The sequence below is a fragment of the Oleiphilus sp. HI0117 genome (genome assembly GCF_001635235.1).
The window spans coordinates 1-15,511 of the sequence record NZ_LWGA01000240.1 but is presented as its reverse complement, the minus strand read 5'-3'; the positions used below and the strand labels follow the sequence as shown (position 1 = coordinate 15,511).

The 15,511-nt window shown below is 45.9% G+C and carries 11 protein-coding genes and 1 pseudogene; 8 read left to right on the top strand and 4 right to left on the bottom strand.

The annotated features are described in order from the left end of the window. From A3757_RS03055 to A3757_RS03035, 5 genes and pseudogenes are all read left to right on the top strand, one after another. Positions 1-256 (top strand): annotated as a pseudogene (locus A3757_RS03055) (phosphoglucomutase, alpha-D-glucose phosphate-specific); the annotation flags it as partial. A gap of 81 nt (positions 257-337) precedes the next feature. Next, positions 338-1,852: a glucose-6-phosphate dehydrogenase gene (zwf, locus tag A3757_RS03050; RefSeq protein ID WP_068514353.1), complete on the top strand. Its 1,515-nt coding sequence runs from the start codon at positions 338-340 to the stop codon at positions 1,850-1,852. Positions 1,853-1,883: 31 nt separating this feature from the next. Then, positions 1,884-2,648 carry a 6-phosphogluconolactonase gene (pgl, locus tag A3757_RS03045; RefSeq protein ID WP_197469694.1) on the top strand — a complete coding sequence of 255 codons (765 nt, stop codon included), beginning with the start codon at positions 1,884-1,886 and terminating at the stop codon, positions 2,646-2,648. A gap of 24 nt (positions 2,649-2,672) precedes the next feature. Continuing rightward, positions 2,673-4,127, top strand: coding sequence for a decarboxylating NADP(+)-dependent phosphogluconate dehydrogenase (gnd, locus tag A3757_RS03040; RefSeq protein WP_068514356.1), 1,455 nt, complete (start codon positions 2,673-2,675; stop codon positions 4,125-4,127). Between the two features lie 14 nt (positions 4,128-4,141). Next, the gene (locus A3757_RS03035) at positions 4,142-5,557 is read left to right on the top strand and encodes an amidase (RefSeq protein WP_068739149.1); all 1,416 of its coding nucleotides are present in this window, start codon (positions 4,142-4,144) and stop codon (positions 5,555-5,557) included. A gap of 418 nt (positions 5,558-5,975) precedes the next feature. On the opposite strand, the gene A3757_RS03030 is transcribed toward A3757_RS03035, so the two are convergent. From A3757_RS03030 to A3757_RS03020, 3 genes are all read right to left on the bottom strand, one after another. After that, entirely contained in the window at positions 5,976-6,416 is a 441-nt protein-coding gene (locus tag A3757_RS03030) for a hotdog fold domain-containing protein (RefSeq protein ID WP_068507593.1), read from the bottom strand. A gap of 16 nt (positions 6,417-6,432) precedes the next feature. Further along, positions 6,433-6,849: a MarR family winged helix-turn-helix transcriptional regulator gene (locus A3757_RS03025; RefSeq protein WP_082865504.1), complete on the bottom strand. Its 417-nt coding sequence runs from the start codon at positions 6,847-6,849 to the stop codon at positions 6,433-6,435. A gap of 109 nt (positions 6,850-6,958) precedes the next feature. Next, positions 6,959-7,849 carry a LysR family transcriptional regulator gene (locus A3757_RS03020; RefSeq protein ID WP_068514364.1) on the bottom strand — a complete coding sequence of 297 codons (891 nt, stop codon included), beginning with the start codon at positions 7,847-7,849 and terminating at the stop codon, positions 6,959-6,961. Positions 7,850-7,974: 125 nt separating this feature from the next. Between A3757_RS03020 and A3757_RS03015 the strand changes: the two genes are divergently transcribed. The 3 genes from A3757_RS03015 to A3757_RS03005 all read left to right on the top strand — a co-directional run bounded on the left by A3757_RS03015 (position 7,975) and on the right by A3757_RS03005 (position 12,782). Further along, positions 7,975-8,820 (top strand): acyl-CoA thioesterase II, encoded by an 846-nt coding sequence (locus tag A3757_RS03015; RefSeq protein WP_068739147.1) that lies wholly within the window; start codon positions 7,975-7,977, stop codon positions 8,818-8,820. A 50-nt stretch (positions 8,821-8,870) separates the two neighbouring features. Next, complete coding sequence (locus A3757_RS03010) at positions 8,871-11,156, top strand: molybdopterin-dependent oxidoreductase (RefSeq protein ID WP_068514369.1); 2,286 nt, start codon at positions 8,871-8,873, stop codon at positions 11,154-11,156. A 198-nt stretch (positions 11,157-11,354) separates the two neighbouring features. Continuing rightward, on the top strand, positions 11,355-12,782 hold the full coding sequence (locus tag A3757_RS03005; protein WP_068514373.1) for an aldehyde dehydrogenase family protein: 1,428 nt from the start codon (positions 11,355-11,357) through the stop codon (positions 12,780-12,782). Positions 12,783-12,860: 78 nt separating this feature from the next. Here the strand turns inward: A3757_RS03005 and hrpB are convergent, their stop codons facing one another. Then, on the bottom strand, positions 12,861-15,410 hold the full coding sequence (gene hrpB / locus A3757_RS03000; protein WP_197469692.1) for an ATP-dependent helicase HrpB: 2,550 nt from the start codon (positions 15,408-15,410) through the stop codon (positions 12,861-12,863). Between the last annotated feature and the right edge of the window lie 101 nt (positions 15,411-15,511).

The window sequence follows — 15,511 nt, the reverse complement described above, 5'->3', positions numbered from 1 at the left end:
TAAAGCCTTATCTGCTGAGCAGGTGAGTGCAAGCGAGTTGGCAGGCGAAACGATTCAGCAGAAACTGACCAAGGCGGTGGGTAATAGTGCTGCAATCGGTGGCCTAAAAGTTTCTACAGAAAATGGCTGGTTTGCTGCAAGGCCATCGGGCACCGAAGATGTTTATAAAATCTATGCGGAAAGTTTTGTCAGTTCAGATCATTTGAAGAAAGTTCAGAAAGAAGCAAAAGCGCTTGTGGATGAAACCATCAAATAAGGATTAAAAAGCTCTGAGTCATGACTCGGAGCTATTTAATGAGTAAGCTATACTAAAAGCCTACGACTAAGGAGTTGTCTGATGAGGGTTCCTGATAACAGTAATATCGTCATTTTTGGTGCCTCGGGAGACTTGTCGTTTCGCAAGCTTATCCCGGCTTTGTTCCATTTATATGTCACTAGACAATTGCCTGATTGTTTCTTTATTTTGGGTGTTTCGCGCAGTGCTTATGACTCAGATAGTTATCGTGAGGCTTTGTTAAAGTCGCTAAGTGAAGGTGCAAACCTTGATTCGCATACTGTCGAAGATTTTCTCCAGCACGTTTATTACTTGTCTTTGAATACCTCCGATGTCACGGAATACTCCAAGCTAAAGCTTACCTTGAATGAGCTGTATGCGCGCTACCAGACACCGCACAATACTTTGTTTTACATGGCGATGCCGCCAAGTATGTTTACCGTGATCCCTGATTGCTTGTCAAAGAGTCAATTGTTGGATCAGTGTGAAGGCTGGAAGCGCATCGTGGTCGAGAAGCCTCTAGGTTATGACTTGGAATCTGCAATCGAGCTAGACCATGGTTTGCATTCCTATTTTGATGAATCCCAGATTTATCGTATCGATCACTATTTGGGAAAAGAGACCGTTCAAAACCTACTGGTTTTTCGCTTTGCTAATGGCATGTTTGAACCATTATGGGATAGAAATTATATTGATTATGTTGAGATAACCGGCGCAGAGAAATTAGGTGTTGAGTCTCGGGGTAGCTATTACGATGGCGCAGGTGCCGTGCGCGATATGTTTCAAAACCACTTGCTGCAAGTTTTGGCGATGGTAGCGATGGAACCGCCAGCAGTGATCAATGCCGACTCAACGCGGAATGAAGTGGTGAAGGTTCTACAGAGTCTAAAACCACTTAGTCAGGCCGATTTAGAGAATAACCTGGTTTTAGGGCAGTATACGGAATCCTTAGTTAAAGGTAGTGCTGTTCCAGGTTATCGGGATGAGGAAGGTGTTAGTCCAGATTCCAGAACTGAAACCTACGTAGCCCTTAAGCTATTTATTAATAATTGGCGTTGGAATGGAGTTCCTTTTTATATTCGAACAGGGAAGAGCTTGCCAACGCGAGTGACGGAAGTTGTTATTCACTTCAAACATACACCACACCCTGTTTTTGGGCTGAATGCACCGGCAAATAAACTGGTGATACGCATTCAGCCAGATGAAGGGATCGTGATGCAATTCGGTCTTAAGAAACCCGGAGCAGGTTTTGAGTCGAAAGAGGTGAGTATGGACTTTCGTTACCAGGATTTACTCGATGAAGAAGGTGATGGTGTACGCATTCTGAATGCCTATGAGCGCTTGTTACTGGATGCACTGAATGGCGATGCCACCTTATTTGCTCGTAGCGACGCCGTGCAATCCTGTTGGCAGTTTGTCGAGCCTATTCTGAAATATCAAGCTGGCGACCATGCCTTGCATGGTTATGCGAGTGGTACATGGGGGCCGAAAGAAGCCGAGAGCCTTCTTCGGCGTGATGGCCGTACCTGGCGTTTTCCGTGTAAAAATTTAGCCAATACTCATTATTGTGAGTTATAGCGAGATAAAAAATTCTTAAGCAGGGGGCAGTATGAATGCGAGTAGTGATGGTTCTATTATAAGCATTTATGAATCAGCTGATGAGCTTGCAGAGGTAGTGGCCAAACAGTGGCTGGCTCTGAGCCAATCTGGCGCCGATATCCATATCGCTTTATCGGGCGGGACAACGCCCAAACATATTTTTGGCTACATAGCCCACAGTGATTACGCAAATAGCATTCTTTGGCGGAACTTACATTTCTGGTGGGGAGATGAACGTTGTGTGTCGGCTAATGATGAGCAAAGCAATTATGGTGAAGCCATGCGGCTGTTGTTTAGCCATGTGCTAATTCCAGCGAGTAACATTCATCCCATTCATGGTGAATTAGCGCAAGAAAAAGCCTTGATCGAATTCAAAGATGAAATGCTGGCTTGTCTGCCATCAGTATCTGATGGAGTGAATGCCTTTCCTATTTTTGATTGGGTTATGCTGGGTATTGGGGAAGATGGACATACTGCCTCATTGTTTCCTGGCCAAACAGATTACGACTGTGCTCAGAGTGCCGTTCAGGCGACTCAACCAAGCTCCAAGCAGGAGCGAATCTCGCTAAGTGCTTCAGTCATATCATGTGCCAAGAGAGTGACATTTATTGCCTTGGGTAAGAGTAAGGCAAGTGTCGTGCGAGAAATAGTCGATCAGGCAGAAGTCTCTAAAAGCTACCCGGCAGCCAATATTTTTTCACGAATTATTGCAAGCTCAGGGTGTGTTGAGTGGTATTTAGATGCGGAATCGGCAGCTAAACTTAGCGAGCATTAAACAAGAAATAGTCGAGGGATAATTATGGCGGATAACAAAGCAGACATTGCAGTCATTGGTCTAGCGGTAATGGGGCAAAACCTGGTTCTGAATATGAATGACCACGGTGTCAGGGTCGTTGCGTATAACCGAACGCAGAGCAAAGTATCCGAGTTTATCAAGGGTCTTGCTGCTGATACGCTAATACAAGGTGCAAATAGCCTTGAGGATATGCTGGCGAAGCTCTCCTCGCCTCGTAAAGTGATGTTAATGGTAAAAGCTGGTGAGGTGGTGGATGCCTACATTGAACAGCTACTTCCTTTGCTAGATGATGGTGATGTCATTATTGATGGGGGCAACTCCGACTATCGAGACACGGCTCGACGAGTAGAGTCATTATCTGAAAAAAATATTCACTATCTCGGTATCGGTGTTTCCGGTGGTGAAGAAGGTGCACGTTATGGGCCGTCTATCATGCCTGGTGGTGATGAGCGAGCCTGGCCGCTAGTAAAGCCTATATTTCAGGCTATTGCGGCGCGCACCGATGCTGGTGAAATTTGCTGCGACTGGGTTGGCTCGGGCGGTGCAGGGCATTTTGTGAAAATGGTTCACAATGGCATCGAATATGGTGATATGCAGCTCATCTCTGAGGCTTATCATTTTATGAAGAGTGGGTTGAATTTGAATCACCCTGAAATGCAGAAAAGTTTCTCGGCATGGAATAAAACAGAGTTAGATAGTTATTTAGTTGAAATAACAGCCAATATTCTTGGCTTTTATGAAGATGGGCAGCCCTTAGTAGAGAGCATTCTTGATACGGCAGGGCAGAAAGGAACCGGTAAACTGACTGCAAATAGCGCACTTGAAAACGGTGTACCTTTGAGCTTGATTAGTGAGTCGGTCTTTGCACGATATATCTCCAGTTTCAAAGAAGAGCGAATCGCTGCTGAAACAGCTTTCGCGCGTGAGATATCTAGTGTTGGTGGAGATAAGGACGATTGGCTTGAAGCGTTGAGAGAGTCCTTATTGGCGTCTAAGATCATCTCTTATGCTCAAGGTTTCATGTTAATGAAGCAAGTTTCAAACAACTTGGATTGGAATCTGAACTTCGGGAATATTGCTTTAATGTGGCGAGGAGGTTGCATTATCCGAAGTCGTTTTCTAGAGAATATTCGTGACGCCTTTATAAAGAACCCTGAGCTCTCTTTCTTAGGAATCGATGACTATTTTCAACAATTATTGAAGCAGTCACTTCCTTCCTGGCGCAGGGTTTTGGGTAAAGCGATTGAAATCGGGCTACCAATGCAATGTACCGCGTCAGGCTTGTCTTTCTTTGATGCCTTCACCTGCGGAAGATTGCCAGCAAATATGCTGCAAGCGCAACGTGATTACTTCGGTGCGCATACTTATGAACGGGTTGATAGAGATCGAGGCGAGTTTTTCCATACGGACTGGATTGGAAGTGGTGGAGCGGTATCCTCCAGCCAATACAATGCCTAATATATGAGCGCAGCATGATTCCATCGGCGAAAACAATTAATGCCTATACAGAAGATGTTCTAGGTGAACTCGATGGAGTAGGAATTGCCGAAAGGGTTCGTAAAAGAGAAATATCGGCCCAAGAGGCGGTTGAAGCGAGTATTAGTCGCGCGATGCATGTTGAGCCGAGCCTAAACAGTCTTGCTGTGGAAATGTATGACAGGGCTCGACGGTACGCATTGTTGCCTAATTCAGGGTATTTTTCCGGTGTCCCTAGCTTTATTAAAGATAATGACGACTTTAACGGAGTGCCCTCCGCTCATGGTTCCGCAGCGTTAAAACCTAAACCCGCAGCAAAATCTTCAGATTTCGTACGTCAATTCCTGTCGCTAGGCGTCGTGCCCCTAGGAAAAACTCGAATGCCTGAGTTTGGCTTAACGGCTACGACTGAGTCTAGTTATTTTGGCTCGACTTCTAACCCGTGGAACCTTGAGCGTTCAACTGGCGGTTCATCCGGCGGATCTGCCGCCATGGTTGCAGCTGGCGTTGTGCCCTTTGCTCATGGGAATGATGGCGGTGGTTCTATCAGAATACCTGCGGCATGTTGCGGGCTAATAGGGCTGAAGCCTACAAGAAGTCGCTTAGTCGATATGAAAGGGTCCCATTTATTACCTATCAATTTGGGGCACCAGGGAATTCTAAGCCGTAGTGTTCGCGATACGGCGATGTTTTATTCCGAAGCTGAAAAGTTTTATCTCAACCGAAAACTACCTGCGCTGGGTGAAATCACCGGCCCCGCTAAAAAGCGACTTAGAATCGGCTTTTATACAGATGGCCCTGGCCATCTTTATAGTGATTCAGACAATGCGGCAGCCGTGCATCAGGCGGCCAGAATATGCAGTGATTTAGGGCATGATGTGGAAGAAGTTTCGTTTCCATTTGACCCTGCTTTTGGGGACGACTTCTTGCTCTATTGGGGAATGATGGCGTCGATTTTTTCTACAACAGGTAGCGTTCTGTTTGGTACTAAGTTAANTAAGAAAAAGCTCGAACCGCTGACCCTTGGGTTAAGTAAGCACTTCCGAAAACATATACTTAAAGCGCCTTTAGCGATTAAACGCTTACTGGGTTTTACTAATGTTTATCAACAAGAAATGGCTAACTATGACCTTATGTTATCGCCAGTTTTAGGGCACCCACCGCCGAAAATAGGCTATCTTGCGCCTGACGTAGAATTTGAAAGTGCTATAGAGCGCCTAAAGCATTTTGTACCTTATTGTGCGATTCACAATGTCTCGGGCGCGCCTTCGATTGCTTTGCCTATTGGCGTTAGTCAAAAACAGGTGCCTGTTGGCGTCCAGTTCTTTGCACAGTTTGGAGAAGATAAACGCTTGCTTGAGTTGGCTTTTGAGATTGAGGAAGCAGTGCCTTTTGTGTTGAATAAATATTGAATTAACAACGAGTATGATGAAGAAAGGGATCGAGGTATGAAAAAGGTGTTTGGCATATTAGTCACTGTATTGTTGCTTGCAGGCTTGAGTGCTTGCGACAAAATTAACAATGCCAGTCGAACGATGGATACGATGTTAGGGGGGGGATTATGAGGTTCATATTCAGGGCTTTGATAAACCTTTCTACATAAAAGGAGGGAAGGTTACTTCAGTACCTGACAAAGGTTATTATGTATTTTATCCAATGATTGAGGGTAAAGAGAAGCTGGTTCAATCGCCTATCCAGTTAACGACGATTATTAAGACTGATTGATTGTAGGCAGAGTCTTCCACGGCTCGCAGACGGGCAAGCAAGGGTTGATCCTGCGAGGGAATGGAATCCTCTGCCTATGTTTAAAGAATGGGCGGAGCAATCAACCTACTTATGCTTCACATTCATCGTAATATCAGCGGTAAAGCACTTGGTTCCTTCTGTGTCATACGCTGCTACGGGCACGACTACCTTGCCTTCCTGTGAAAAATCGACGTCTGCCGCTTCACACACAACTTTAAGGTCTGTTTTAGCTTTTGCGATATATTCAACAGTCATACCTTGAGGAACCCATCGGGCACCAGCGGGAATCGAGACGTCAGTTGTCATACCGCCTGCTAATTCAGCAGCGTTACACATTGCAATGGCATGAACGGTACCGATATGGTTGTGCACCTTCTTTTGGTTTTTCAAGCTAACTTCACAATAGCCTGGTTTAAGGTCAATGACTTCTGGGTCAATTGTCCCAAAGTAAGGTGCGATTTGAGCAACGCCCTTCGAAAACATCTCTGGGCCCATTTGTTGGAACATTGCTAGAAATTGACTCATATTGAATACCGCGTACTTATTTAAAAATGTCGATCACCTTGTTTAGGAAGCGACTGACGGTTTCAAGCTCTTCTTCTGAAAATTCTTCACTGAGCTTCTCGTTTACTTGCTGGATAAGTGGGTAGAGTATCGGTAATTTATTTTTACCCTCGTCAGACAAAAATAACCTTGATGCTCTGCCGTCTTCGGCACATCCTTTGCGCTCAATAATGCCGTTCTTTTGCATTCGGCCAACCAAACCGGTGACTGCAGAGTTATTCAAACCCAATGCTTGTGACAGCGTTTTCTGTAAACAGCCTTCATTTTTAGCAATGAACATCAGTGCAGCAGCTTGAGTGACTGGAATCCCCAGGCGTTGCTCGCACTGGGTATCTGCAAACTTAAACATTCGGTGCTGAGCCATGTTGATCAGAAAGAATAACCTTTTATCCACTGTCGATTCCTTGTCTAGTAGTTATATAGTTCATATGTGATGTATATTACTTTGCATATAAACTAAATTTAAATGCAAGCGTTTGTTTGTTTTTTATTTTTTCAACAAATTACTTAAGTGTTCTGAATAGCGCTTGTATCCAGCGGTAAAGCGAGTTGAAATTATCTGTTTCTGCCATGGCTTTAGGGGCAACGAGCCAATATGCATACTGGGTTGTCAACGGCATGGTTGATAAGGGAAGTAGCTTTCCATCTCTGATCCTTTGATTGACCATAGGGAGTAATCCAACGACGACTCCTAAGCCTTCTTCAGCAGACCGAATGGCGGAGAAATAAGAGTCGCAAACAATTTTTTGCTTTGGGTTAAAATCTCCAAATGAGCCGCGCCAATCCCGAAGATCATCATATAGCGATATGACAACCTGATTTTCGATCTCCTCCTTTGACATTAATTGGTCACGGGAAAGACCATGTTGGGTCAGGTAGTCCTCGCTACATAGAAGTTTTACGTCAACACCACTGACAAAGCGTGTTGCTAATTCTGGCCAGTCCCCCTTTCCGAAACGTAATGCCGCGTCTGCAGGTTCATCGTCAAAATTAACGTATTCATTGCCTGTCGTGATGCGTAGCTCTACCTCTGGAGCATAGTCTTTGAAGCGTGCGTAATTTGGAATCAGTAGTTCTTGAGCGATGAAAATGGGTGAGCTGATTTGAAGCGTTGGGTGGCAAAATTTTCGTTCGAATTCTCGATAGGAAGTATTGTGGCGCTTAATAATATCTCTTGTTGTCTGGTAGTAAAACTCTCCGGCTGAGGTGAGTCGTAGTTTGCGAGAGCTTCGGTCAAACAACGTTAAACCAAGATATTCTTCCAATACTTTGATTTGCTGACTGACGGCAGGCGGTGAAACACAGAGTTCCACCGCTGCTTTCTTAAAGTTTAAATTTCTGGCCGCGGCTTCAAATACAGGTAGCCACTGAATTGGGGGAGCTTTTTGTTGCATGGAACACCTTAATAGATAAGCTGAAGTTATCCTAAGTTCAAATATACTGAATTGCCAGTGGTAAAAGGTTAGATTAATTTACTTAGCATATAAACTAATTTGTGCGATTTTTTGGAGGTTTCGGTATGAGTGCATCTAATGTGGCAAAGACACTAGAACAGCAAGAGCATGCATTTGATGGTGCAGTTAACCTGAAAGGGGACCCCAATTGCCTGGTTGGGCAAGTCAGTGCAGACTATCAAAATATGGTAGGCCCTTTCGGTGGTGTGACGGCGGCTACGATCCTTCAAGCAGTGTTAGGTCACCCAGAAAGAGAAGGCATGCCGGTATCGCTTACTATTAATTATATGGGGCCGATTGAAGATGATGAGTTGGTGGTCAAACCTGCTCTATTAAGAACTAACCGTTCCAACCAGCATTGGCGTGTAGATTTTTTGCAAGGCGATGTAATGCAGTGTTCTGCTAGTTGTGTTTTTGCTAAGCGAAATGAGACTTGGTCTAATGATGAAGTAAGGATGCCTTATGCACCAGATTTTGAAGAGGTGGATTCACTACCAAAATTTCCGGGCATGCCGAGCTGGGTAGACCAATACGATATGCGCTTTGTTTATGGTGCTCCTTTTCAGCCGCTAGTTAAGGGTAAACAAGCAAACCCCTCCGAGAGCCTCTTGTGGATTTCTGACAAGCCAGCAAGAAAGCTGGACTATGCCTCAGTAACAGCAATCTCTGACTCGTTCTTTCCACGAATTTTTGTTCGAAGACATAAGATCGTCCCAATGGGAACGGTTAGTTTAACGATTAATTTCCATATAACTGAAGATGAATTGTTGGGCTTGGAGGCGACTCATCTGCTTGGTCGCGCTAGCGCTACCAAATTTACTAATGGTTATTTTGAGCAAAGGGCTGAGCTATGGAGCCCTGATGGTACCTTGGTGGCGACAAGTAGCCAGATGGTGTATTACAAAGATTAAGCTAGTCTATATCTCAATAATTACAGCTTTTAAAAAGCAAGAGAGCGATCATGACAAACGTTGATAGTGAGAATACAGAGCTGCATAAAACCGCTTGTATATTATGTTCACGAAACTGTGGCTTGGATGTTACCACCCAGGACGGCAAATTAATTAAGATCAAAGGTGATCCTCAACACCCTATGACTAAGGGCTATATTTGCCAGAAAGCGGCAAGATTAGAGCATTATCAAAATCACGATGATCGTTTGACACATCCTTTAAAAAGGATGCCAGATGGGAGCTTTCAGAAGGTTAGCTGGGATCAGGCCTTAGATGAAATCGCTGAAAAAATGAATGTAACGCGTGATCAGTTTGGCCCCGATTCTTTCGCGATTGTAGGTGGTGGTGGTCAAGGTAATCATCTTGGCGGTGCGTATGCTTCACAACTGCGTTATGCCATGGGTGGGAGTCGCTATACCTATACAGCTTTGGCTCAGGAAAAGACCATGGATTTTTGGGTGAATGGTCGACTGTTTGGTGATCAGCGTGTTCATTGTACTGAGGACGTAGAGCATTCTGACTACGTACTATTTATTGGCTGTAACCCATTTCAGTCACACGGTATACCCAATGCGCGCGATACGCTTAAAGAAATTAAGAAAGACCCGGACCGTACGATGGTGGTTTTTGACCCTAGAAGGTCTGAAACAGCGAAGCAAGCCGATATACATTTTCAGTTAAAGCCAGGTACTGATGCTTATCTGATGTCTGCGATCTTGGCGATTATCGTAAAAGAGGGCCTGCATGATAAAGCCTTCCTCGAGAATCACTGCACTGGCTTTAATAAGCTCGAAGCTGAACTATTAGATATTCCTATTGAAGAGTATGTAGAAAAAGCCGATGTATCCCTTGAGATGACGCAGCAAGTTGCACGAGACTTTGCTAATGCTAAAGCGGGATGCGTAAGAATTGACTTGGGTCTGCAGCAGTCACTGCATTCCACCTTGACGGCATATTTGGAAAAAATGCTGTATATGGTGACCGGCAATTTCGGGAAAACTGGCGGCAATAATCTGCACACTTTATTTGTTCCCTTATTAGGTAATTCGGACGAGCGTCGCCGCGAGTACAAGCTCACGGCTCATCATAAAATGATGCCGATTTCGGGAATGTATCCACCAAACATATTGCCTGATGAAATTGAACATGAGGGCGAAGATCGTTTACGAGCGATTTGGGTGGATAGTAGCAACCCCGCTCGCAGTTACGCTGACTCTAGTGCCTATGAACGCGCTTTTTCTAAGTTAGATTTGTTGGTTGTTGTTGATGTAGCGATGACTGAAACGGCTCGCTTGGCGCACTACGTTCTGCCAGCTGCCTCTCAGTTCGAGAAGTGGGAAGCGACAGGTTTTAACGCGGAGTTTCCTGAGAACTTCTTTCATTTGCGTGCACCGATGTTTGAGCCTTTACCGGGTACCTTACCTGAGCCTGAAATCTATGCGCGCTTGTTAGCGAAAATGGGTAAGATTCCAGAGAATTTCCCTGTATTGGAACGCATCGCTAAATACGAACCTGAGATTAGTGCTCATCAGGGCTTCTTCGCTGCCTTGATGGCGACTTTTAAATTGAACAAGGATTGGGCCCCCTACGCGCCTTCAATTTTGTATCGTACTTTTGGCGCAGCCTTACCGGAGGATGCCGCATCTGCTGCGCTAATTCTTCCTTTAGCGATGGACTATGCTAGAAAACACGAGGCTGCCGTGAGGCGCGCAGGTGTAAAAGGTAATCAATTCACCTTAGGCGTTAATCTATTTCGGCAGATATTCAATAGTCGCTCTGGGTCGATAATTAGTAAACATACCTTTGATGAAATGTGGAAGTTTATTCGTAATAAAGATGGCCGCATTCACCTGGAAATTGATGAAGTGTTCTCGGAATTAAGAGGTCTGAACAATGGTTTGAAATTCGATGATGGCTATCCCTTTATTCTGATGGCTGGGGAAAGGCGCGCCTATAATTCAAACCAAATTTTTAGAAATCCAGCATGGCGTAAAGTTGATAAAGACGGCGCTTTACGTATTCACCCTGACGATGCAGAATCACTAGGTGTTGGCAAAGGGGATAAGCTGCTTTGTAAAACCGCGCAAGGCCAGCTCGAAGTGAGTGTCGAAATCGACGAGGGTGTTCGTCAGGGTATGGTTACCTTGCCTCACGGTTATGGTATGCGCTACAAAGATGGCGAGCCTAATGGCCCTGCTATAAACTTTTTAACAGCAGGTTCCCACTGTGATCCGTTTACTAAAACGCCTTATCATAAGTATGTACCGGCGCATTTAGAGAGAATAGCTTCCTAAGTTGTAGGCAGAGACTTTCACGGCTTGCGGGCGGGCTAGCACGTGGCAGATTCCAGCGAGGGGCGGAAGTCTCTGCCTACGGTCGGTATATATTGGTTTTGTACCCTGCAAGCCAAAAGAAAAAGCAGTTCAATATTATGGGTAGCCTTGTTATCGTAAAGCAAATAACTTGTTTCGATATCCAGGAAGCTCTGTCTTATGCTGAACGAAAATTATCCTTACTATCTTTCGAATAAAGCCGTTTTTGCCAATCAGGACTTGAAGGTCTATGACAAGTACAGTGGTGAATTGGCTTGTTCAGTTGCATTGGCAGAGAAACAGGCGATTGATCAAGCCATAGCAGCCGCTCAGGCAGCAACAAAACCCATGGCAAGTTTGGCGGCATTTGAGCGCCAGGCTGTATTGGATCATTGCGTTAAACGCTTTACTGAACGTTTTGATGAATTAGCCGAAGCGCTTTGTATCGAAGCAGGCAAACCCATCAGGGATGCGCAGGGTGAAGTGACGCGTTTAATTGATACCTTTCGTATTGCGGCAGAAGAGTCCACTCGCATCGCCGGTGAAGTTATTCCCATGGATATTAGCGCTCGCGCCAAGGGTTATTCAGGCATGAGTAAGCGAGTACCGATTGGCCCTTGCTCGTTTATCAGCCCTTTTAATTTCCCTTTGAACTTAGCCGCCCATAAAATTGCACCCGCGATTGCAGCGGGATGCCCATTCATACTCAAACCAGCCAGTTTAACCCCTGTGGGTGCTTTGTTAATTGCCGAGGTGCTTGCAGAAACGAATCTACCTGAAGGCGCATTTTCTGTCTTACCTTGCCATCGGGAAGGTGCCGGATTATTTACAGAAGATGAACGTTTGAAGTTACTAAGCTTTACCGGCTCACCAGATGTGGGCTGGGCCTTGAAAACTAAAGCAGGCAAAAAGAAAGTCGTCCTCGAATTAGGGGGAAATGCTGCTTGTGTCGTGGACCAGGATGCTGACATCGACGACGCCGTAGCGCGAATCGTTTTTGGTGCGTTCTACCAATCGGGGCAAAGTTGCATCGGTGTGCAGCGGGTTTACGTCCATGAAGAAATTTATCCGCTATTTAAAGATAAATTACTAAACGCTACGCGAGCACTGAAAATGGGTGACCCGAAAGATCCTTCAACCTTTATTGGCCCCATGATTTCGGAAGGCGAAGCTAAACGCCTGCAAGACTGGATTGACGAGGCAGTAGAAGCTGGCGCAAAGCTTTTATGCGGTGGCAAAAGGGAAGGTGTCATGATGCAAGCCTCCTTACTAGAAAGTGTTGGGAAAGGACAAAAGCTCCGAGAAGAAGAGGCCTTTGGGCCAGTAGCGATTCTTGAACGTTTTAATGACTTCGACGCGGTGCTGGAAGAAGTTAACGATAGCAAGTTCGGTCTGCAGGCAGGGATATTTACACGGGACTTATACAAGGCGAATAAAGCATGGGATATCCTCGAGGTTGGAGGCGTCATAATCGGCGATGTACCGTCCTGGCGTGTTGACCATATGCCTTATGGCGGAGTGAAAGACAGCGGCCTGGGTCGTGAAGGTATTAAGTATGCAATCGAAGACATGACTGAACAACGTTTACTGGTGATTCGCACGCCATAAATTGGATATATGATGCCCATAGGCAGAGGGTTTCATCCCCCTTGCGAGCCTCGGATGGATCTGCACAGGTTTTGGGCTTCACTTTCGCTTTATCGAACGTCCGGCTTTTTCTTCTAATGGCTTATCTGGCCATCTGTGTTTGGGGTAGCGGCCCTTCATACCCTTAGCGACTTCAAAGTAAGAGCTGTTCCAAAAGTTAGCGAGATCACTGGTGGTCTGGATAGGCCTCCTGGCCGGTGACAGCAATTCAAAACGTAAGGGAACGCGACCTTCAGCCAGGGTCGGAGAGCTTAGCTCGCCAAACACCTCTTGAAGCACAACTGAAACTGTTGGGCCTTGGTCACTGTCGTAGCGAATTGGAACACGTTTCTGACTTGGTGTTTGGTAATGCGTTGGGGCTTCGCTTTCGATGCGCTGCTGATCATTCCAGTCCAGGCAGCTTTTCACTAGCTCAAGAATGTTTACTTTTTTAAGTGCGTTCATACTGCTGACGCTAGATAAATAGGGTAGCAGCCAAGTCTCGATATCGTCGATTAAGCTTTGTTTTGACAAGCTTGGGAAGTTTTCAAGGTGTTGTCCTAGCCAGCTTGCTCGGGCCAGCCAGTCATCGCATTGCTGCGTCCAGTTTAAAACGCTTAAGCCTTGTTTCTTGACCAGCTGAGCCAGGCATTGGGTGAAGGCATCGTTTGGAATATTGCTGATGACTTGGCTATCTATGGTAATCGCGCCAATACGGGTTTGCATAGAGCCCGTTATTTTCTGCGTTTTAGGGTTGATCTCGAAACGTTCTTCTTCGTTGATATGCTCGGACAAGACTTCGAGAGCTGAGGCTTTGTCAATGGCTGCCGCGCTATAAATCCGGCCCTCTTTCTTCTGTGCATCGCAGTCAGCAATGACTAACCAAGGCTCATCAAAGAGTGAATCGTCTTCGTTGAGGTAAGCGCCTTTACCGTTCGCCATCAAATATTTGCCGTCTCCTGCTTGGCGCTGTTTGGCCAGTCGCTCAGGGAAGGCGATGAGTAAGAGTTTGCCAAGGTCTGCAGGGTAGATAGTCGGCTCAATATCTGCTTTCGAAGCGGCTAATTTTGCTAATTGCTTTTGCAGCGACTGAGTGCTTGAGAAGGCTTGCTCGACTCGTGAACGATGGAAGGCGTAGTCTTTAAGGGACTGTGCTTTGTCTCGGCCAAAATCCGACAGCGCGTTGAGACGTCTGGATATGTCGGTATCTCTATTATGGAGAAAGATATCTTGTTCAGAAAGCAGAGCGGCTAAGTTGCAAGCGACACGCTGATCTTCGGGCTTGTCGGTGCTTAACAACATACTTGCAAGGCGCGGGCTAACAGGTAGCTTTGCCGCGAGCTTGCCCAGTCGGGTGACCTGAGCTTGTTGATCCAGCAAACCGAGGTCTTTGAGTACTTGCATCGCGGCATTGTAATGCGCTTCCGGAGGCGCCGTGAGCCAGGGGATGCTCTGGTAGTTGTTATTTCCCCAAAGGCATAATTCTAAGCCGAGCTGAGTTAAGTCACTTATGCAGATTTCTTCGCTTTGAAAGTCACTCAGAGACTGTTGTTTGCTCTCGCTCCATAAGCGAATACAGTGGCCAGCCTGGGTTCTGCCTGCACGGCCCTGACGCTGTTCGGCCGATGCTTTGGATATGTACTTGGTTTCCAGACGACTCATACCGGAGCCAGCGTCATAACGCATTTGACGTTCAAGGCCACTGTCAATGACGCAGCGAATCCCTTCGATGGTCAAGCTGGTTTCGGCGATATTAGTGGCGAAAATAATCTTTCTTCGGCCTTGCTCGTCTTTCTGCAGAGCCTGCTCCTGTTTCTGAAGGCTTAGCCCGCCATAGAGTGGCAGAAGTAGCAGGTCATTGTCGGAATAACGTTCTTGCGCACTGGCTAGGCAGCGCTTAATTTCACCTTGGCCGGGGAGGAAGACCAGAATATCGCCGTGTGCATCATCTTGAAGCGCGCTTCGGATGGCTCTGAGAACTTGCTTATCGAGGTATTCATTAGGACTATTGGCGGCTTGATAGTCAGTAGCTACCGGGAATGTTCGCCCCGGGCATTCTACGATGGGGGCTGCGTTCATATAGTGTGAGAGCATTTGTGTATCGATGGTCGCAGACATGACCAGGAGCATCAAATCATCTCTAAGCGCTTGTTGAACTTCGAGACAAAGCATTAGTGATAAGTCACTATGAATTGAACGTTCGTGAAACTCATCGAAGATCACCAGGCCAATATCAGATAGCTCCGGGTCCTGCTGTAATCGTCGGGTGAGAATACCTTCAGTAACGACTTCGAGAACGGTGTTTTGCGACACATTTCGATCATTCTTGATCTGATAACCTATGCGTTCACCGACTTTCTCCCCAAGCTGTTTCGCGAGGTAGTAAGCAATGGCCTTAACGGCTACACGGCGAGGCTCCAGTAAAAGAATCTTTTTCCCTTGAAGTGCCAAGTCCTTGAGTAAGGCCAAAGGTAAAGCGGTTGATTTTCCCGCACCGGGTTCGGCTTGAAGTACTAATGCCTTATGTTCGCTCAGTTGAGCAATCACTTGAGGAAAAAACTGGGAAATGGGTAACAAAGACAGGGCTCCAGAATGACAGGCTTGCGTCATTTTATAAGATCCTGAGCGCAATAAAAGCCTTTAATTAAGTGAAACAGCAGCTTGTCTGGTTTTGTCAAAACGGGGTTTAGCGACTATATATAGTATCGAGT

What these genes read in the sequence shown, in the direction of transcription:
- A3757_RS03020 (WP_068514364.1), bottom strand. Translation starts at nt 7,849, where the DNA reads ATGCAACAAAAAGCTCCCCCAATTCAGTGGCTACCTGTATTTGAAGCC.
- A3757_RS03015 (WP_068739147.1), top strand. Translation starts at nt 7,975, where the DNA reads ATGAGTGCATCTAATGTGGCAAAGACACTAGAACAGCAAGAGCATGCA.
- zwf (WP_068514353.1), top strand. Translation starts at nt 338, where the DNA reads ATGAGGGTTCCTGATAACAGTAATATCGTCATTTTTGGTGCCTCGGGA.
- A3757_RS03005 (WP_068514373.1), top strand. Translation starts at nt 11,355, where the DNA reads ATGCTGAACGAAAATTATCCTTACTATCTTTCGAATAAAGCCGTTTTT.
- A3757_RS03010 (WP_068514369.1), top strand. Translation starts at nt 8,871, where the DNA reads ATGACAAACGTTGATAGTGAGAATACAGAGCTGCATAAAACCGCTTGT.
- gnd (WP_068514356.1), top strand. Translation starts at nt 2,673, where the DNA reads ATGGCGGATAACAAAGCAGACATTGCAGTCATTGGTCTAGCGGTAATG.
- pgl (WP_197469694.1), top strand. Translation starts at nt 1,884, where the DNA reads ATGAATGCGAGTAGTGATGGTTCTATTATAAGCATTTATGAATCAGCT.
- hrpB (WP_197469692.1), bottom strand. Translation starts at nt 15,410, where the DNA reads ATGACGCAAGCCTGTCATTCTGGAGCCCTGTCTTTGTTACCCATTTCC.
- A3757_RS03030 (WP_068507593.1), bottom strand. Translation starts at nt 6,416, where the DNA reads ATGAGTCAATTTCTAGCAATGTTCCAACAAATGGGCCCAGAGATGTTT.